General features: G+C 62.6%; 14 protein-coding genes. All 14 read right to left on the reverse strand.

Annotated elements, in window-relative coordinates; genetic code table 11:
* Positions 1-89 precede the first annotated feature (89 nt).
* The 14 genes from GTP58_RS29865 to GTP58_RS29930 all read right to left on the reverse strand — a co-directional run bounded on the left by GTP58_RS29865 (position 90) and on the right by GTP58_RS29930 (position 20,179).
* Positions 90-965 carry a bifunctional 2-polyprenyl-6-hydroxyphenol methylase/3-demethylubiquinol 3-O-methyltransferase UbiG gene (locus tag GTP58_RS29865; RefSeq protein ID WP_161080568.1) on the reverse strand — a complete coding sequence of 292 codons (876 nt, stop codon included), beginning with the start codon at positions 963-965 and terminating at the stop codon, positions 90-92.
* Between the two features lie 150 nt (positions 966-1,115).
* Positions 1,116-2,135: a hypothetical protein gene (locus tag GTP58_RS29870; protein ID WP_161080569.1), complete on the reverse strand. Its 1,020-nt coding sequence runs from the start codon at positions 2,133-2,135 to the stop codon at positions 1,116-1,118.
* A 5-nt stretch (positions 2,136-2,140) separates the two neighbouring features.
* Positions 2,141-3,550: an MBOAT family protein gene (locus GTP58_RS29875; RefSeq protein ID WP_229215804.1), complete on the reverse strand. Its 1,410-nt coding sequence runs from the start codon at positions 3,548-3,550 to the stop codon at positions 2,141-2,143.
* 145 nt (positions 3,551-3,695) lie between these two features.
* Positions 3,696-4,088: a RidA family protein gene (locus GTP58_RS29880; protein ID WP_161080682.1), complete on the reverse strand. Its 393-nt coding sequence runs from the start codon at positions 4,086-4,088 to the stop codon at positions 3,696-3,698.
* A complete protein-coding gene (locus GTP58_RS29885; RefSeq protein WP_161080571.1) occupies positions 4,088-5,224 on the reverse strand; it encodes an acyl-CoA dehydrogenase family protein in 1,137 nt (378 codons plus the stop codon). Before GTP58_RS29885 ends, GTP58_RS29880 begins: the two co-directional genes overlap by 1 nt.
* A complete protein-coding gene (locus GTP58_RS29890; RefSeq protein ID WP_161080572.1) occupies positions 5,224-6,078 on the reverse strand; it encodes an enoyl-CoA hydratase family protein in 855 nt (284 codons plus the stop codon). The genes GTP58_RS29885 and GTP58_RS29890 overlap by 1 nt, the downstream gene beginning before the upstream one ends.
* Positions 6,075-6,557 carry a MarR family winged helix-turn-helix transcriptional regulator gene (locus GTP58_RS29895; protein WP_161080573.1) on the reverse strand — a complete coding sequence of 161 codons (483 nt, stop codon included), beginning with the start codon at positions 6,555-6,557 and terminating at the stop codon, positions 6,075-6,077. Before GTP58_RS29895 ends, GTP58_RS29890 begins: the two co-directional genes overlap by 4 nt.
* Positions 6,557-8,863, reverse strand: coding sequence for a bifunctional salicylyl-CoA 5-hydroxylase/oxidoreductase (locus GTP58_RS29900; RefSeq protein WP_161080574.1), 2,307 nt, complete (start codon positions 8,861-8,863; stop codon positions 6,557-6,559). Before GTP58_RS29900 ends, GTP58_RS29895 begins: the two co-directional genes overlap by 1 nt.
* Position 8,864: 1 nt before the next feature.
* Positions 8,865-10,481, reverse strand: coding sequence for an AMP-binding protein (locus GTP58_RS29905; protein ID WP_161080575.1), 1,617 nt, complete (start codon positions 10,479-10,481; stop codon positions 8,865-8,867).
* An 82-nt stretch (positions 10,482-10,563) separates the two neighbouring features.
* Complete coding sequence (locus GTP58_RS29910; RefSeq protein ID WP_161080576.1) at positions 10,564-11,277, reverse strand: response regulator; 714 nt, start codon at positions 11,275-11,277, stop codon at positions 10,564-10,566.
* A gap of 113 nt (positions 11,278-11,390) precedes the next feature.
* Complete coding sequence (locus GTP58_RS29915; RefSeq protein ID WP_161080577.1) at positions 11,391-16,319, reverse strand: two-component regulator propeller domain-containing protein; 4,929 nt, start codon at positions 16,317-16,319, stop codon at positions 11,391-11,393.
* 3 nt (positions 16,320-16,322) lie between these two features.
* Positions 16,323-17,498: a patatin-like phospholipase family protein gene (locus GTP58_RS29920; protein ID WP_161080578.1), complete on the reverse strand. Its 1,176-nt coding sequence runs from the start codon at positions 17,496-17,498 to the stop codon at positions 16,323-16,325.
* 51 nt (positions 17,499-17,549) lie between these two features.
* Positions 17,550-19,328 carry a gamma-glutamyltransferase gene (gene ggt, locus GTP58_RS29925; RefSeq protein WP_161080579.1) on the reverse strand — a complete coding sequence of 593 codons (1,779 nt, stop codon included), beginning with the start codon at positions 19,326-19,328 and terminating at the stop codon, positions 17,550-17,552.
* 92 nt (positions 19,329-19,420) lie between these two features.
* Positions 19,421-20,179 carry a 3-hydroxyacyl-CoA dehydrogenase gene (locus GTP58_RS29930; RefSeq protein ID WP_161080580.1) on the reverse strand — a complete coding sequence of 253 codons (759 nt, stop codon included), beginning with the start codon at positions 20,177-20,179 and terminating at the stop codon, positions 19,421-19,423.
* Positions 20,180-20,207 lie beyond the last annotated feature (28 nt).

A 20,207-nucleotide genomic window follows, 5' to 3' on the forward strand; every position in this document is an offset into this window, starting at 1 on the left:
CGCTTGATATGCAAATCATTGATCCGCCTTGCTTCGGTAAAGCCAATGAGTAACAGCGATTGCAATCCAGTCATGGACCAGCCTGGCTTTCAGTGCAAGCGCGGCTCCTTGACGCCAACTGCGGCACAACTCTTGAACAAATTCCGCATCGTCACCAATGGCAAGGTGCCCGCCGTTGCCGAAAATACCAGGCGCCGCACACCCGATAAGCGTTTGAGCTTTTTATCGAGCATGTCCTGCGGAATTTCATCAAAGTCCAGCCGCAGGCCATGGTGCGCGCAGATGTCGGCAATCACATGGTTGGAACGGTAAAAGGTTTCATGGTCGGCATACTCGGAGATGATGTCTCCCATGAGCTGGCGCGACACGCCAGACGGCGGCGGCACCCCAAAACCGGCCCGGACCAGCAGGTGGATCAAGGCGCGCTGCAATTTGCCTTTTGGCAGCCAATGCACGACCGACAAATGATAATGCGGCTCCACCAGGGTGAACCGGGCCGGATACAACGTCAGCAATATGCCGCCAGGACGCAGCAGGCGCCCTATCTCGGCAGCGACTTCTTCCAGATGCGACACGTGTTCAAACACTTGATTGGCCACGATCATGTCGAAATAACCGTCGGGAAACGGCAGGTGGCCTTCGCCGCTGACCAGCGATAACAATGGCAGCTCATCCTGAAACGAGGCACTCAGCACCTGGCCTGCCTGTATCAGTTTGGCATCTACTTCGATGCCGTATGCGCGCAATCCATGCTGGCGCAAATAACCGACAAATTGCCCTCTGCCGCAGCCAAAATCCAGCACCTTGGCGCCTTGGCTGGCAATGTGATGCCGCTCCGCCTGGGTCAGCAGGTTCTGATACAGCACGTCGTTGCAAGAGTTGCCGTAATCGGTTTCAGTCAAGTCAACATATTTCTTGTCGCCTGAACATTCGCGAAACTTGGGTACGCCCAGTTCTACAGCCATGCTGCCTCCATGTCGGGCATTGCATTGTGAAGTCGTGCTTTCCCCTGGACGCCTCAACCGCTGACGAACTGCCGATATAGCGCTCAGTTATAAAATAATAACACTATTGTCTTTGAAATCATGTCTCGCGCCTGCCACAGGTCTGACAACTCAGGGTGCCAGCAGTGGCAGCACCTGCTGCGCCGCCAGCCGGTGGGCCAGCGCATTCCAGTGGCCGTCTTCCGGCAGATAGTCGAAGCGCTCATGCGCAGCCAGCCAGCGCTGGCGGAATACCGGCCGCGTATCCGCCACCGCAAAACCATAGCGCCGGGCCAGGGCAATCACGCTGTCCAGATTTTCGGTTTTCCAGGCGCCGTCGTGGCCAGCATATATGGCCTTGCGGTCGCCATCGACCAGCAAAATCACGCGCATAGCGTGCGTGCGTGCCAAGGCCTGCAGTTGCTGGAAGTAGTAATCCAGTACCGCCTGGCGCTGGTGCTGCGCCTGCGCCTGCGCCGCAGGGTTGGCCTTGACCGACAGTGCCCCCACTTCGGTTTTGGCAAACAGCTCACGCGCCTTGAGGTTGTAATACACGTAGCGCAGCAAGGCCGAACGCGCCAGCTGCTGCTTGAGATGGGACTCAACATACGGCTCATGCACGACCTGCACCTGCCCGCCGTCGACCACAAACGTGCTATGGCCGCGATCCGGCCGGGCCAGCATGCCTGCCAAGTCGGATTCCTTCAAGAACACCACCAGATTGCGCGGCTGCAAACGCGGCACATAATAGCGCGCCACCTGCAGATAGTCGGCCAGCCCGTTGCCGGAGGCGGCAGCGGCATACACGCCGCCGCCCACGCTCTGCGCCAGTACGCCCTGCACCGTTTGCGGATAGGCCAGCATATGGGCCTCAATAAAACTGTCGCCGATCACCAGCGCCCTGGCGTTTGGCTTGAAGTCCTCGGAATTGCTGAAGCCCTGCGCATTGGTGACGCTGCGCTGCACATTGATCATGGCCCAGTTATGCGAAAACACATAGGGCTGATGCGGCAGCGCCCGAATAAAAGGCTGGGCGTCATTGCTTTGTTCGATACGCAGGCCGGAAAACACCGGCGCCGCCTGAAAAAAGAATTCAAGCAGCACCAGCGTCACGGCCGCGCCCAATACCACTGCCAGAGTGCGTTTGATCATGACGATTAAAAATTAAAGTACAAAAATTCAGACACGCCGCGCGTTTCGCTGATCATCAGCAGCAGCAAGATCAGCACCAGCATCGCCCCCAGCAACAGCATGCCGGCACTGCCGCCAAGGCGGCGCTCCTTGCCGGACTGTTCGCCCAGGCCGAGCACCCGGTAGGCATTCGGCAGCAGGAAGGCGGTCGCCGCGCACACCGCGACCCAGATGGCGCAACTGCCCATGTCCATGACCCGGTTGATGCCCAGCTCGCTACCCGGCGCAGCCCACGCCGCGCCATGGCCCGCCATCGCTTTTAGAATCGACCAGGCGCTTTCGACGGATTTGGCGCGGAAAAATACCCAGCCGACCACAACGGCCAGGAAGGTCAGCAGCCAGCCACCGGCTTTGACCAGCAGATTGCTGCGCTGCCCCAGCAGCGCGCGCAGGATGTGGTTACACACCAAGTAGCTGCCGTGCAGGCCGCCCCAGATAATGAAGGTCCAGTTGGCGCCATGCCAGAGCCCCCCCAGCAGCATGGTGGTGATCAGGTTGACATAACGGCGCGACGGCCCCTGGCGGTTGCCGCCCAGCGGAATATACAAATAGTCGCGCAGGAAAGTCGACAGCGTGATGTGCCAGCGCCGCCAGAATTCGATAATCGAGGTCGACTGGTATGGCGAGTTGAAGTTGATCGGCAAGATGATGCCGAACATGTAGGACAGGCCATAGGCCATGTCGCAGTATGCTGAAAAGTCAAAATACAGCTGGAAGGTGTAAGCCAGGGCCCCTGCCCAGGCTTCCAGCATCGTGAAGTCAGCGTAGTTGGCGTCAAACACTGGCGCGACAAAGCGCGCCACGCCATCCGCCAGGATGACTTTCTTGAACAGGCCGATCAGGAAGAACACCAGGCCCAGGTTCAACCGGCCCATGCTGAACACGTGCGACTCTGGCCGCTCGAACTGCGGCATCATTTCCTTGTGATGCAGGATAGGACCGGCAATCAGATGCGGGAAATAGGTGACAAACAAGCCGTAGCTCTCCGGCTTGTATTCGCGCACCTTGCCGACATGGCAGTCGACCAGGTAGGCGATCTGCGTGAAGGTGAAGAAGGAAATGCCAATCGGCAAAGAAATACCCAGCGGCGCGATCTGCGTGCTGGTCACCATGCCGATGTTTTGCAGCAGGAAATCAGCGTACTTGAAGAAGGTCAGCAGCGTTAAGTTGAAGACCAAGCCAGCGACCAGCCAGCGTTTCGCCGGCCCTTTCTGGCCGCGCTCGATGTGCTGCACAATATTGCGTCCGACGGCAAAGTTAACGCAGATCGAGAAGGCCAGAATGGGGAAAAACGAAATATCCCAGTAGCAATAAAACCCGACCGAGGCCAGGAATAATGCAAAGATCGACGCCCGTATGGAAATACGGTATGCCAAAAAGTACAGCAACAGCGCCAAGGGCAGGAAAATACAGAAAAATGCAAAAGTATTAAATAACACTTGGCCACATCCGGTCGATAAGAGGTCTTAAGGGGGTCGAGCCGGGGATATTAACATATGCACAATTGGCCTGACGCAGCTTTTATTCAGGAAGCAGCGCCGTCACTTCAATTTCCACCAGCGCACGGTCTTCCACCAGCGCCGCCACTTGCACCGCCGTCATGGCCGGATAATGCTCACCGATGATGTCGCGGTAAGCGCGGCCGATTTCCTTGTAAGCCGCCACGTAGGCGTTTTTATCAGTCACATACCACGTCATGCGGACGATGTGCTCAGGCCTGGCCCCGGCTTCGGCCAGCACGGCGACGACATTGAGCAGCGCCTGCCTCACCTGGCCGGCAAAATCGTCGGTGTGGAACACCCCATCGCCATCCCAGCCTATCATGCCGCTGACGAACACCATGCGGCCGCTGGCGGCGATGCCGTTCGAGTAGCCGCGCGGACGCGCCCAGCCTGGCGGTTGTAGTATCTCCATCATGCCTCCTTCAACAGTTCACGCGCGATAATCAGTTGCTGCACTTCGGTCGCGCCCTCGTAAATGCGCAGCGCGCGGATTTCGCGGTACAGGCTTTCCACCGGCTGGCCGCTGACCACACCAAGGCCGCCAAACATCTGCAGTGCCGCGTCGATCACCTGCTGCGCCGTTTCGGTGGCGTGCATCTTGGCCATGGCCGCTTCCTTGGTGACCTTGCGGCCCTGGTCGCGCTGCCAGGCCGCGCGGTAAGTCAGCAACGCCGAGGTATCGATGCCGGTCGCCATCTCGGCCAGCTTGGCCTGTGTGAGCTGGAAATCGGCCAGCACCTGGCCAAACATCTGGCGCTGGGTGGCGCGCTGCATGGCCTCGTCCAGCGCGCGGCGCGCGAAACCCAGCGCCGCTGCGGCTACCGAGGTGCGGAACACGTCCAGCGTGGCCATCGCCACCTTGAAGCCCTGCCCTGCCTCGCCCAGCCGCTTGCTGGCCGGGATGCGGCAGTTATTGAACGTCAGCCGCGCCAACGGATGCGGAGCGATGACGTTGATGCGCTCCGCAATCCCGAACCCCGGCGTGCCGGCATCCACGATGAAAGCGCTGATGCCGCGCGCGCCCGGCTGCTCGCCAGTACGGGCGAACACCACATAGAAGTCGGCGATGCCTCCGTTGGAGATCCAGGTCTTCTCGCCGTTGAGCACATAGTCGTCGCCATCGCGCACGGCGGCGCACTGCATGGCGGCGACGTCTGAACCAGCCTGCGGCTCGGACAACGCAAACGCGGCAATCGCATCGCCACGCGCCACGCGCGGCAGATACGCGTCGCGGTTTTCGGCACTGCCGAACAGGCTGATGGCGCCGGAACCCAGGCCCTGCATGGCAAACGCAAAATCCGCCAGGCCGTTGTGGCGGGCCAGCGTTTCGCGGATCAGGCAAATCGCGCGCGTGTCGATGGTATTGCCGACCGCATGCCTGAGCCAACCGCCCTCGCCCAGCTGGCGCACCAGCTGGCGGCAAGCTGCATCGACGTCATCGCCATGCGCGTGCGCGACATGCTGCGCAGCCCAGGCATCGAGCTCTTTTTCCAGCGTGGCGTGACGCGCTTCAAAGAACGGCCACTCCAGATAATGTTTATCGCTCATCAGTCGCCCTCGAATTCCGGTTTTTGTTTGGCCACGAAAGCGTGATAGGCACGGTGAAAATCATTGGTCATCATGCAGATGGCCTGTGCCTGCGCCTCCGCCTCGATGGCTTCATCCACGCCCATATTCCACTCCTGCTGCAGCATCTTCTTGGTCATGCCGTGAGCGAAGCTCGGACCGTCCGCCAGGTTTTGCGCGAAGCTGCGCGCAGCGGCCAGCAAGGCCTCCGGCTCCTGCACGCTGTTGAAGAAGCCCCAGCGCTCCGCCTCCGCGCCGGACATCGAACGCCCCGTGTACAGCAGCTCTGCGGCACGCCCCTGTCCGATCACGCGCGGCAGCAGCGAGCACGCGCCCATGTCGGCGCCAGCCAGGCCAACCCGCGTGAACAGGAAAGCGGTCTTGCTGCGCGCGGTGCCGAGGCGGATGTCCGACGCCAGCGCCAGGATCGCGCCCGCACCCGCGCACACGCCATCCACCGCCGCGATGATCGGCTGCGGACACGCACGCATGGCCTTCACCAGGTCCCCCGTCATGCGCGTGAACGCCAGCAGGCCGGGCATATCCAGCTTGGTCAGCGGGCCAATGATGTCGTGCACATCACCGCCCGAGCAGAAATTCTCGCCCGCGCCGATGATGACTACCGCTTTCACGTCATCCGCATACACCAGCTCCCGGAACAGGTCGCGCAGCTCGGCATAGGATTCAAACGTCAGCGGGTTCTTGCGCTCCGGGCGGTCCAGCGTCAGCGTGGCCACGCCCTCCTGCACTTCAAACAAAAAGTGATTGGCCTGATAGCCGGCCAGCGAGGTGCGGTTGCCGGGCAGTTGCTGCGCCTGGCCTGGTAGGTATTTCATGGGGTAGTCCTTAATGTCTGCTTCATGTCCGACAGCATGTCGATCAGTTGCGTCTTGTCGTTGCCGGAGACGCCTTGCAGCAGCTCCTCGATCCAGCCTTCGTGCACCGCCGCCATGCTGGCAAAGGCCTTGCGGCCGGCCGGAGTGAGCTTGACGCTGTAGGCGCGGCCGTCCTTGGGATCGGGCACGCGCACCACCAGCTTTTCCTGCTCCAGCTGATCGGTGATGCCGGTGATATTCCCGCCCGTGACCATCATGCGCTTCGACAGCTCGCCCATGCGCAGCCCTTGCGGGTGCCGCTCCAGCTGCGCCATCAGGTCAAAGCGCGGCAGCGTGATGCCAAAGGTGGTGCGCAGACGGCTGCGGATTTCGTTCTCGATCATCACCGTGCAGGACAACATGCGCAGCCACAGTTTCAGCGACTGGTGGTGATCCTGCGTCAGGCGGCTGGCCAGGTCCAGTTGTTCTTCATCTTCCATTACATTCCTCGTACCAGATTGCGTTCCATTTGCTGTTTGCCAGGCAGGTATTGTTTAGGCCACGGCATGGCCGTGTAGCCGATGCGCGCCGCCTCCGTGAGCGTCCACGCCGGATTGGCCAGGTGCGGGCGCCCCACCGCGCACAGGTCCGCGCGGCCGGCGGCAATGATGCTGTTGGCGTGGTCCGCTTCGTAAATCGAACCGACCGCGATGGCGCCGATGCCAGCCTCGTTGCGGATACGGTCCGCAAACGGCGTCTGGAACATGCGGCCATACACCGGCTTCTCAAGCTTGCTCACCTGCCCCGACGAGCAATCGATCATGTCGGCGCCCACGGCCTTGAACAGCCTGGCGATATGCACCGCATCGTCGGGCGTGATGCCGCCGTCCACCCAGTCGTGCGCGGAGATGCGGACGCTCATCGGCTTGTGCGACGGCCACGCCGCACGTATGGCTGTGAACACGCGCAGCGGAAAACGGCAGCGGTTTTCAAGACTGCCGCCGTAGTCGTCGGTACGCTGATTGGTCAGCGGCGAGATGAACGACGACAGCAGATAGCCGTGCGCGCAATGCAGTTCCAGCCAGTCGAATCCCGCGTCGTTTGCCGCCAGCGTGGCGCGTACAAAATCAGCTTGCACGCGGTCCATGTCCGCTGCCGTCATCTCGCGCGCGGTTTGCGATATGCCTTGCAGATACTGCTGCGGCGAGGCGGATACCAGCGGCCAGTTGTCCTTGTCCAGCGGCTTGTCGATGCCGTCCCACATGGCGCGCGTGGAGCCTTTGGCGCCAGCATGCCCCAGTTGCAGCGCGATCGCCGCATCGGTGTGCTGATGAACGAAATCGACAATGCGCTTCCATGCCTGCGTGTGTTCCGGCGTGTACATGCCCGGGCAATACGGCGTGATGCGCGCATCGGCGGAGACGCAGGTCATTTCGGCGAACACCAGCGCGGCGCCGCCCAGCGCCCGCGCACCCAGGTGGGCCAGATGGTAGTCGCCCGCCACGCCGTCCACCGCGCTGTACTGCGCCATCGGCGACACCAGAATGCGGTTCTTCAACGTCAGGCCACGCACCTTGAATGGCGTGAACATGGGGGGCGTAACTGCTGCCGGTGCAGGCAGGCCCGCCAACGTGGCGCCGCGCTGGGCAAACCAGCGCTCATAGCCCCCCACGTAAGAGGAATCGCGCAGGCGCAGGTTCTCATGCGACAGGCGCTGGCTGCGCGTCAGCATGGAGTAGGCAAACTGCGGCGCTTCCATCGCGGTGTAGCGTTCGACGTTTTCGAACCATTCCATCGAGTTGCGGGCTGCATTTTGCAGCTTGAGCACTTCCACCGAACGTACAGCCTCATATCCGGCCAGCGCAGCGGCCGCGGTATCGTGGGCGCCAAAGCAGCGCGCCAGCTCGATCGCATCTTCCAGCGCCAGCTTGGTGCCGGAACCGATGGAGTAATGCGCGCTATGCGCCGCATCGCCCATCAGCACCACCGGCACGGCGCCGTTCCAGTGCACCCACTTGTCACATACGATGCGCGGGAACTTGATCCACATGGCCGAGCCACGCAGATGCGACGCATTGGACATCAGCTTGTGCCCATCCAGCTGTTCCGCAAACAGCCGCTCGCAGAACGCGATCGACTGCTCCTGGCTCATATCCTCCAGCCCGGAGTCACGCCACACCGATTCCGGCGTTTCAATGATGAAGGTCGAGGTGCCGGCATCGTACTGGTAAATGTGGGCCTGGAACCAGCCGTGTTCCGTCTGTTTGAAAGCGAACGTGAACGCATCGAATTTCTTGTGCGTCCCCAGCCAGACAAAGCGGCAATGGCGCGGCTCAATCTGCGGCTGATAGCTGTCCGCATAGCGCGTGCGGATACGGCTATTCAGGCCATCGGACGCAATCACCAGGTCAGCGCCATAACGTGCCGCCAGTTCCCGGTCATCTGTTACGTCGGTTTCAAACACCAGCGATACGCCCAGCGCCTCGCAGCGGTGCTGCAGAATGTTCAGCAGGTGCTTGCGCCCGATGCCGCAGAAACCATGCCCGCCCGACGTCACCTTTTCGCCCTTGAAGAACACATCGATATCGTCCCAGTGGTTGAAGGACGATTCGATCGCCTGCGCGGTCGGTGCATCCGCTTCCGCCAGATTGCCCAGCGTCTGGTCGGAGAACACCACGCCCCAGCCGAAGGTATCGTAAGGACGATTGCGCTCTACCACCGTAATCTGGTGCGCCGGGTTCTGCTTTTTCATGAGCAGCGCGAAATACAAGCCTGCGGGACCACCGCCTATACAGAGAATATTCATATCATTCGTCACGCAATTTGAAGCGTTGCAGCTTGCCGGTTTCGGTGCGCGGCAAGGCCTTGAGGAATTTCACCGCACGGGGATATTTGTACGGCGCGATCTGTTCTTTCACGAAATCCTGTAACTGCACCACCAGTTCCGGCGATGCCGCAAACCCGGCGCGCAGCACCACATGCGCCTCCACGATCTGCCCGCGTTCCTCATCCGGCCGGCCAATCACACCGCACTCCGCCACTGCGGGATGACGCAGCAGTACGTCCTCCACTTCCGGCCCGGCGATGTTATAGCCCGCCGAGATAATCATGTCGTCGGTGCGCGAGCGATAATAGAAATAGCCATCGGCATCCATCTCGTACGCATCACCGGTCAGGTTCCAGCCGTTGAGCACATAGTCGTGCTGACGGTCATCGGCCAGATAGCGGCAGCCGGTCGGACCTTTCACCGCCAGCCGTCCGATAACGCCCGGCCCCACCGGGTTGCCGTCGAAATCCAGGATGCAGGCCTGGTAGCCCGGCACTGGCTTGCCCGTAGCGCCGGGCCGTATCTGCTCGCCCGATGCCGAGATAAAGATGTGCAGCAGCTCGGTCGCGCCAATACCGTCTATCATGCGTAGCCCGGTCGCCTGGCGCCAGCTCTCGCGCGTCGCCAGCGGCAGCGCCTCGCCTGCGGACACGCTCTTCTGCAAACTGGCAAGGTCAAACTGGGGCGCCAGCACCGCCATCTGGCGATAAAAGGTGGGCGCCGTAAAGCACACGGTCGCACGATAGGTTTCAATCGCTTTCAGCAGCGTCTCCGGCGTCAGTTTTTCCAGCAGCACCGCAGTGCCGCCTACCCGCAGTGGAAACAGCAGCAAGCCGCCAAGGCCGAAGGTAAAGGCCAGCGGTGGCGTGCCAATGAAAATATCGCCAGGCCGGGATTGCAGGATCGAACGCGGGAAGCAATCGCAAATCACCATCACATCGCGATGGAAATGCATGGTGCCCTTGGGGATGCCGGTGGTGCCGGAGGTGAAGCTGATCAGGCATACATCGTCGGCCGCCGTGTCCACCGCATCGAATGCCGGCGGCTGCGTGGCCATCAGCGCTTCCAGCGCATCCTCGCCGTCGGCGCCGAAAAAGAGCGTTCTGGCGCGCGCCGCTTCAGGCAAGGTTGCGGCTTCCAGCTCGGCGCGCAGGCTATCGGCGCACAATACGGCGTTGACCTGCGCCTTGTCGGCAATTTTCCCCAGCTCGCGCGCACGCAGCAGCGGCATGGTCGGCACGGCGATCAGCCCTGCTTTCATCACCGCCAGAATGCAGGCCGCCATCATGGGCGTGTTCGCGCCGCGCAGCAGTACGCGGTTACCGGCTTCCAGCTGCAGCGGCCCGCGCAGCACATGGGCGATGCGATCGACCCGCTCCCGCAACTGCGCGTACGTCCAGTCGCCCTGCGCGCCACACAGCGCGGTGCGGCCGCCATCCGTCGCAGCAGAAGACAGCAGCTCGGTCACGCAATTCAGGCGCGGTGGATACTGTAGTTCAGGCAGGTCGAAATGGAGTTCCGGCCACAATTCCGGCGGCGGCAGATGCTCGCGTGCGAAATGGTCGGTATAGGCGCTGGCTACGAGAGATGGATTCATGTTCGCCCTGAAGTTGGAAGTCAAAAGATATCCGCTGCATTGCGCAGATACTTTAAACTTAAACTATCCCGACATCAAGCGTTTAAACAGATTCCTGGCGTACCAGTCCTGATTGGTGGATCACTGCGCGTACCACGTCCGACAGCACGGCTTGCACCACGTCGTTGGACAGCTGGCCAGGGCCGATGCCTTTCAGCGCTGCCGCCGCGCCGTGCAGGCCGAGCGTGACGCAGCCCGCGTGCAGACGGTCGATACGCACTTGCGCCTCCTGCTGCTCGCCGTTGGCCAGCATGGTTTGCAGATCGCCGGCAGCGGCGGTCAGCTGATTCTGGAAACCGCTCAGGTAGACCAGCAGGCGCTCGGCATTGATGCCCAGGCGGCGCAGCGTATCGGTGGGGGTTTCAGCGTGATGGTCGTAGCCATTCGCGGCCTGATCGAGGAAGTTCACCAGGTGCACGCGCACCTGCTCGGCCTGGAATGGTTTGACGATGTAACCGGCAGCGCCGGACTTGGTGGCTTCCAGCACCGTGTCCTTGTCATTGGCCGAGGTGACCAGCACAAATGGCATGGTGTTGATTTCCGGGTGCCCCTTCACGCGCTGCAGCAGCTCCATGCCGGACAGGCGTGGCATGCGCAGATCGCAAAAGCAAATGGCGGGACGTAGACCGTCTTCCAGCTGCTGCCAGGCATCGGCGCCATCTTCCGCCTCAACGATGTCAAAACTGCCGCAGCTATCGATCAGGTGCATCAGCACCATACGCGAGACGACATCATCGTCCACTACCAAAACTTTCATGTGGCTCCTTGTGCCATTAACGACTACGCCAACGCTACCGCGATACGGCACTATGCGATGATATTACATCAATAACCACTTCTTGCAACGTCTTGGACGAGAAAGATTGCAGCTTACAGCGTGCTAGTTGCCTGCGCCTGCTCCAGCAAACGGCGCAAATGCGGCATGGCCGATTCCACCTGCGGCCAGTTGCCGTGGTCCGCTTCCATCTCCAGATCACCGCATAGCGCCTGCAGTTCCTGCTCTTCCAGATAACCCGCACTGCCCTTCAGGCCATGCAGCAGACGGCCCGCCGCCTCGCGGTCGCGCTGCGCCAGCGCGTGCTCCAGGTCCGCCAGCCGCAATGGCGCATCCTGATTGAACGCCTGCCGCAAGCGGGCTTTCAGATCGCTAGGGCCGCCGCTGTGCTGCGCGAGGCGCGAGGTCTCCAGCGCTGCGGGCGCCACGCCAAACATCGAATCCAGCTCCGGCGTGCCGATGGCCGGATTGCGGCGCGGCTGCATGCGCGGCAGCTGGAAGCCGCGTTGCAACTGACGCTCAATTGCGCGGCTTAACTGGAAGTGTAGTTTGTCTTCGTCGATCGGCTTGGTCAGGAAGTCGTCCATGCCGGACGCCAGATAGCGGCTGCGGTCCTCCTCGCTGGCGTTGGCGGTCAGCGCGATGATCATGAGTTCCTGGTCACGTACCGGCGCGACATCCGGGCCGCCGGAACGGATCAGGCGCGTGGCGCTGGCGCCGTCCATCTCCGGCATGCGGCCATCCATCAGGATCAGGTCATAGCGCGTCAGCGAACACGCCTTGACGGCCAGCGCGCCATTGGCGGCAATGTCCACCTTGTGGCCCAGGTCTTCCAGCATCATTCGAATGATGATCTGGTTGGTCGGGAAGTCCTCCGCGCACAGCACCTTCAATTGATGGCTGTGCGGTTCACGCGGCACGTGCGGCACCACCGGCGGCGCCACGCCATTCGGCAGCGGCAACTCGAACATGAAGGTGCTGCCCTCGCCCGGCGTGCTCACGGCATTGATGCTGCCGCCCATCAGTTCCACCAGCTGGCGGCAGATCGCCAGGCCCAGGCCCGTGCCGCCGTAACGGCGCGTGGTCGATGCGTCGGCCTGTTCGAACTGCTGGAACAGGCGCGGGATGGCGTCCGCCTCAATGCCGATGCCGGTATCGGAGACGCTGAAGCGGATGCGGTTCTCGGTGCCGTCGTCCGGCGCGCGCTCCACGCGCATCCGCACCGAACCATGCAGGGTAAACTTGAACGCATTGCCGACCAGGTTGACCAGCACCTGACGCAAGCGAGTAGGATCGCCGACCACAAACTGCGGCAGGTCGTCGCTGAACTCCAGGCTGAAACCAACGCTGTGCGCCGCAGCCTGTTCTTCAAACAGGCCAACTACGTTCTCCACCGCGCCGGACAGCGAGAAGTCGATATTCTCGATGGTCAGCTTGCCGGCCTCGATCTTGGAGAAGTCCAGCAGGTCGTTGATGATGGACAGCAGCGACTGCGCATTGGCCTGGCCGCGCATGATCTGCTCGCGCGTGCTGGCCGCCAGCTGCGGATCGCGCAACGCAAAGCCCAGCATGCCGATCACGCCGGCCAGCGGCGTCCGCATCTCGTGACTCATGTTGGCCAGGAACTCGGATTTCTGGCGCGTCGCATCCTCCGCCTTCTGCTTGGCGTAGCGCAGGCGTTCCTCGTTGTCCTGCAAGGCGCGGTTGGTGCGCGCCAGTTCCTCGGTGTGGTGCCGCACCTGGCGTTCCTGCGCCATCAACTGGTCGCGCGTCTGGCGCAGCGTCTGCAGCGTCTCTTCCAGCTCCTGGTAGGCGCGCGCATTCTCCAGGCCTGCGGCGGCATGGGCCGCCAGCGTTTGCAGCATATCCATGTGGATGCGCTGATAGGCATTGCGCTCCGTGCTCTGCACGCACAGCAGCCCCACCACCTTGTCGCCGATGATGAGCGGCGTGTACATCATCGAATGCGCGGTGGCGACCGGCATGCCGTCTTCGCGCTCGCAAGGCACCAGCGATTCCAGGCCGGACTCGCTCATGTAGTCGCGGTATTCCTTGAGGAAGTCATTGATGAAGATAGGCTTGCGGTGCGTGAGGCACCACACCGCCAATTGATCCGGCAGATCCAGCCGGCGCTGGTACGGGTAGGTACGCACGCCGCCTTCAATCGCAAACGGGAAATCGATCACGCCCTCGTCTTCCAGCACGAAGCCGATACCGAAGATCTGCGCACTCATCAGATGATTCACGTGGCGATACAGCGTCTGCATGGTGGTTTCCATGTCCAGCGACGCGCTCATCTCGCGGCCCAGTTCACTCAGCACGGAGATGTTGCGGTGGGCCTGCTCCACTTCTTCCTTCTGGCGTTCGGTGTCGATGCGGCGCTGCTCGGCTTCAGCGCGCTGCGCTTCGGCTTCCAGTCGGCGGCGTTCCAGTTCATGCTTCTGATGCTGCAGCTGCTGGTTCTTGTACTCGACTTCCGCCGTGCGCGAGCCGACCAGGTGCTCGAGGCGCAGCTGCTGATGGCGCAAGGCCCGCACGCGTGCGTGATAGACGGCGTAAGCGCCGCCTGCGGCAATCAGCGCCAGCACGGAGCGGAACCACCAGGTCTTCCAGAACGGCGGCTTGATGGTGATTTCCAGCGTGGCCGCGTTATCGTTCCAGATGCCGTCCTTGTTGGCGGCCTTCACGCGGAATACATATTTGCCCGGGTCCAGATTGGTGTAGGTGGCAAAGCGCTTGGTGGAATCGGTGACCACCCAGTCCTCATCGAAGCCTTGCAGCTGATAGGCGAAGCGGTTGCGCTGCGGCGCCGCGTAGTGCAGGGCCGCGAACTCCAGCGAGAATACCGAGTCGCCTTCCAGCAGCGTCAGGGCGGCGGTATGTTCAATCGCCGTCCTGAGCACATCGCCATGCTCGCCCTGCCCGGGCTTGAGCGACTTGTTGAAGATCTGGAAGTCAGTAATCGCCACGGTCGGCGCGACGCTGTTCTCGCGCACCTCGGACGGCGCAAAGGCCGTGATGCCATTGAAGCCGCCAAAGTACAAGATGCCGTCCGGCGTGCGCAATGCCGCGCCATCGAAGTAAGCGCCCTCGATGGTGCCGTCGGCGCCGCTGTAGTTGCGCACCAGGCCTGTCTCGATATTCAGGCGCGACAGGCCGCTGTTGGTGCTCAGCCAAAGATTGCCCGCGTCGTCCGGCAGGATGGACGCAATCGCATCATCGGCAATGCCGTCCTTGCGCAGATAGCGGCGGAACTTCACGCTGCCATCGGCTGCCATTTCCATCTTGTTCAGGCCCGCCGCCGTGCCGACCCAGATGGTGCCGAGTGCATCTTCGTACAGGCAGTGCACCTCGTCGTGACTGAGGCTGTTCTGGTTGACAGCGTCGCGGCGGAAGTGGCGGAACTTGCCGGTCTTGCGGTCCAGCAGATCGAGGCCGTTGAAGGTGCCTATCCACAGCTGGCCGCGGCGGTCTTCCAGGATCGGCCGCACCACGTTGTCGGACAGGCTGTCGGAATCCGAGGGATCGTGACGGAAGGTGCGCGTCTCCATCGTGACCGGGTCGAGGCGATGCAGGCCGCCGCGCGACGCCACCCACAGCACGCCGTTACGGTCGCCGACGATATTGCGGATGGTGTCGCTGGCCGGGTCGCCGCGCACAAACGAAATCGAACGGATGGCGCCCGAATTCAGGTTGAGATGATTGATGCCAGCCTGCCCACCGATCCACAGGTTGCCATTCTTCTCGCGCCACAGCGTGGTGATCTGGTCATCGCTGATGCTGTTGGGGTTTTGCGGATTGTGGCGCCATACCTTGCTTTCGCCAGTGACGGCGTCGTACAGATTCAGGCCGCCGCTGCTGCCCAGCCACAGTTTGCCGTGACCGTCCGGCAGGATGGAGCGTATCTTGTTATCGGACAGCGAATTGGGCTGGTCGGCCTGGCGCACGATGCGCGCGAAGCCACCGCTGCCCATATCGACACGGCTGGCGCCATCATTCCAGGTGCCGACCCAGAACGTGCCCACGCGGTCGCGGAACAGTGCGGAGATCTGGTTGTCCGCCACGCTGTGCGTATCGCTGACCTGATGGCGATACTGCACCAGGCGTCCTTCCGACGGCAGCCAGCGGAACAGGCCATCCGCCAGCGAACCGGCCCACACATTGTTTTCCGCGTCCTCGTACAGGGCCGTGATGCTGGTGCCGGGCTTGAGTCCCTCGCGCGCGCCGAGACGGCGGCGCTGCGGCTCCGCGCCCAGCAAACGCCATTGTTCCAGCCCGCCCTGCGTGCCCACCCACAGCGTCTGCGCATCATCCACCTGCAGCGCGTTGACGGAGTTGAATTTGCTGTCGCCGCTGGCGTCGATGGTGTAATGCTGGAAGCGCGTGGCGCCGGCTGGCAGCATGTCCAGCCCGGACGCGGTGCCGACCCACAAGCGCCCCCCCGCATCGCGCGCCAGCGACGTCACATGGTCGCTGGCCAGGCTGCCGGCATCGGCCGGATCGTGGTGCCAGCTGTTGAAGCGTTTGCTGTTGGGGTCAAAGTGATGCAGGCCGTCGGCCGTGGCGACCCACAGGCCGCCCAGGCCATCATCCGCAATCGCGCGCACGTGGCGGTTGCCGTTGCCGCGCTGCGCCGATTCATGCGGCAGAAAATGCGTGAAGGTCTTGGTGGCGGCGTCGTAGCGGTCCAGTCCACCGTCCGTGCCCACCCACAGCTGGCCGGAGCGGTCCAGGTGCAGCACGCGCACCCAGTTGTCGGCCAGGCTGCGTGGCTCGGAGATTGCGCTCTTGTACGTGACAGTGCGATAGCCGTCAAACCGCGTCAGGCCGGCCTGCGTGCCGAGCCAGATGAAGCCCTGCTTGTCCTGCGCGATGGCTAGCACGGTTTCCTGCGCCAGCCCATGCTCGACGCTGAGCTGCTCGAAGCGCAAGGTGCGCGGCGGCGCGCCAGCCAGCGCAGCGGATTCCCACAGCAGCATGGCCGGCAACAGCAGTCGGCGGCAAAGACGGTTCAAACAAGACATCAATCAGGATTCAAAGAAGGCCAGGACATCGCTCTTGCGCGCATGCGTATCACGCTGGCCGAGGCGAATTAACTCGCAAGTATACGTGGATTCGAACAACAGGTAGGACGCCAGCGCGGCGCCGCGTGTTTCGGTCGCGCCGATACCGGACAGCATGGCGCGTATCGGCGCCGGCAGGCTGGCGATGTGGCGGGTGGCGATATCGTCCAGCCGCTCGGACGGCGCAATCACCAGCAGCTGCACTGGCTTGAGCGGGGTTTTTTCCAGATACTCGGGCGGCAGCATGGACAAGGTCTTGTTCACGCGCTCCAGCCGTTCGATGTCCACCGCCAGACTGTCGAGGAAGATCGACGACATCGCATGGCCGGCAATCTGCGCCAGACTGGGATAGCGCGCGGCGTTTTTCTCGGCGGCGCTGCGCGGCGGTTCGGTCAGGCGGCCGGCGCCGACCACCAGCACCTTGCTGGCGCCCAGGTGGATGGCCGGCGAGATCGGCGCCAGCTGGCGCATTGAGCCATCGCCGCAGTATTCGCGGTGGCCGCCCATGTACAGCGGCGTGGCAGGGAAAATAAACGGAATCGCCGACGACGCCAGCAAGTGCTCGACGCCGATCTGGTCCTGCAGCGCCACGCGCTGCGTGCGTATCCACGGCGCGATGTCGGCAGCGGTCTGGTAGAACGTCAGGTGGTTGCCGGCGGTGTAGGACGACGCCGTCACGGCCAGCGCATGCAGCAAGCCTTCGGACAGCACCGAGTCAAGACGCGGCAGATCCAGCATGCGGTGCAGCAGACCGACCAGCGGCGTGTTGTCCAGCAGGGAGCGCGGCGGCGCGGCACGCCATTTGCGCAGCAGCCAGCCAAACGACAGCAGCGACAGCCAGCGCGCGCCGGAGCGGATCACGCCCAGCGAATCGGCGCGGTAGACTTGCTCCACTTCGATGTGCTCCCACACATCCAGCAGCTTTTGTACACCTTCGCCAAAATTGTCGGCGCGACAAGCCAGCGCCACGGCGTTGATCGCACCCGCCGAGGTACCGCAGATGATGTCAAACGGATTGCGGGCTGGCGGCCAGCCCTCCTCCCATAAAATCTCCGATATCGCCTGTAGCACACCAACCTGGTAGGCCGCGCGCGCGCCGCCCCCGGTCAGGATCAAGCCTGTTTTCTTTTGTGTTCCCATCTTGCAAGATTAGCAGGGTCTATGCCGTTTGGGGAGACATAAGGCCTCTAATTAGTCGCCCAAAACGACACCTTCCCGGCGTGGATCGGCGCCGCCGAACCATTCTTCCTTGCCGTTGACGGCGCGGCGCTGGATGCCCTGCAGGCCGGAATTCTGGTCGTATTCGCGGATATCGTGGCCGCGCGCCTTGAGCTGCTCGACCACGGCGCGGCTGACGCGCCCTGCTTCCAGCTCGGTCGGGCCATTGCGGCTGCCGATATTCGGCAGGCTGATGGCCTGCTGCACGTCCAGGCCCCAGTCCAGCGTACCGACCAGCACCTTGGCCACGTAGTTGATGATGGCCGAACCGCCCGGCGAACCGGTCGCCATCACCAGCTTGTGCGTGCCCTTGTCGAACACCAGCGTCGGCGACATGGCGCTGCGCGGACGCTTGCCCGGCTGGACGCGGTTGGCGACCGGACCATTTTCGTCTTGCGAGTCAAAGGAGAAATCGGTTAGTTGATTATTCAGCATGAAGCCATCGACCATCTGGCGCGCGCCAAAGGCGTCTTCCACCGAGGTGGTCATCGACAGGCCGCCGCCAAACGCATCCACCGCCACCAGGTGCGAGGTGGATGGCTTGTCGATGGCGTTGTCGGCGCCCCAGGCGACCTGCATCGTATCCGGCGTGCCGTATTTGGCGCGGCCCATGGATTTGTCGCCGATCAGCGCTGCCCGCTGTTTCAGGTAGCCCTTGTCCAGCATGGCGGCGACGCCCTTGCCTGGCAGCGGCACGAAGTCGGTATCGGCCACGTAGCGGTTGCGGTCCGCATACGCCAGGCGGCCCGCTTCGGTGAACAGATGGATGCCGTCCGCCGTCAGCTGACCGTTGACCGGCTTGTACGGGCTAATGTCCTTGTTCTCCAAAATGCCCAGCATCTGCGCGATGGCGATGCCGCCGGACGATGGCGGCGGCGCGCCGCACACGGTCCACTTCTTGTAGTCGCTGCAAATTGGATCGCGTTCCTTGGCCTGATAACCGGCGATGTCGGCCGCCGTGAGCTTGCCCGGATTGGTCGGATGCGACGCCACTTTCGCGGCGATGTCCCTGGCGATGCGGCCTTTGTAGAACGCATCCGCGCCACCATCGGCAATTTCATGCAGCGTGCGCGCCAGCTCCGGGTTCTTGAGGAGGTAGCCGACCGGACGTGGCTTGCCGTCCGCATCGAAGAAGTAGGCACGCGCCACCGGATCGCGCGCCAGGAATTTATCGTAAGAGATCAGCGCATTCAACCGCGGGCTGACGGCAAAGCCGTTTTCGGCCAGCTTGATCGCCGGCTGGAACAGCGCTTTCCACGGCAGCTTGCCGTGCTGCTTGTGCGCCAGCTCCAGCATGCGCAGCACGCCGGGTGCACCGGTCGAGCGGCCGCCGACCACGCCCACTTCACGCGACACCGGTTTGCCATCCTTGTCCTGGAACAGGTGTTCGTCCGCAGCGGCGGGCGCGGTTTCACGGCCGTCATAGGACTGCACACGTTTGCCGTCGGCATACATCAGGAAGGAACCGCCGCCGATGCCGGACGATTGCGGCTCCACCAGCGTCAGCACCATCTGCACGGCGATGGCGGCATCCACCGCGCTGCCGCCCTGCTTGAGCATCTGATAACCGGCCTGCGTGGCCAGCGGATTGGCGGCGGCCACCATGAATTTTTGCGAGGACTTGCCGGCTTTTTCAGCGTAGCCGGTAGCGATTTCCGGCGCCATATCTGGCGTGGCGCGTTGTGCGTAGGATGGCGCGTGCAGTGCGCCCAGCAGCGCGATGCTCAGCGCAAGGGTCTTCAAACGATACATGAACTCTCCAAATAAAAAGGCGCGCGGCCTGCGCCGCGCGCCCGATCACTCTGGCATCCTACACGAAATCGTTTATCCCGTTTTACGTGTGATTACTTAGGCTGCATGCGGATCGCGCCATCCAGACGGATGGTTTCGCCGTTCAGCATGGCATTTTCGATAATGGCTTTGGCCAGTTGCGCGTATTCGTCCGGCTTGCCCAGGCGCGACGGGAACGGCACCATGGCGCCCAGTGCGTCCTGCACTTCCTGCGGCATGCCCATCAGCATAGGGGTTTCAAAGATGCCCGGCGCGATGGTCATGACGCGGATGGCATTGCGCGACAGGTCGCGCGCCATCGGCAGCGTCAGGCCGGCCACGCCAGCTTTGGAAGCGGCATATGCCGCCTGGCCGATCTGGCCATCAAACGCTGCCACCGAAGCGGTGTTGATGATGACGCCACGCTCGCCGGTTTCCAGCGGCGCGTTCTTGCCCATGGCGTCCGCCGCCAGGCGGCACATATTGAAGGTGCCGACCAGGTTGATGCCGACCACGCGCTGGAACAGGTCCAGTGCATGCGGGCCTTCCTTGCCGACGGTCTTGGCGGCGGGCGCCACGCCGGCGCAGTTGATGATGCCGCGCAGCGTACCTTGCGCCAGCGCCGCATCGACCACGGCTTTGCCATCGGCTTCGGTGGTGACGTCGCATTTGACGAAGACGCCTTTCAGCTCGGCCGCCAGCGCCTGGCCGGCTTCCGCCTGCACGTCGGCCAGCACAACCTTGCCGCCCTGCGCGACGATCATGCGCGCGGTGGCCGCGCCCAGGCCCGAAGCGCCGCCGGTAATGATGAATACGTGATCCTTGATCTGCATATTGTCTCCTGTTTTCTATTTGACGTTT

Source organism: Duganella sp. CY15W (genome assembly GCF_009857555.1).
Lineage (GTDB): Bacteria > Pseudomonadota > Gammaproteobacteria > Burkholderiales > Burkholderiaceae_D > Rugamonas > Rugamonas sacchari.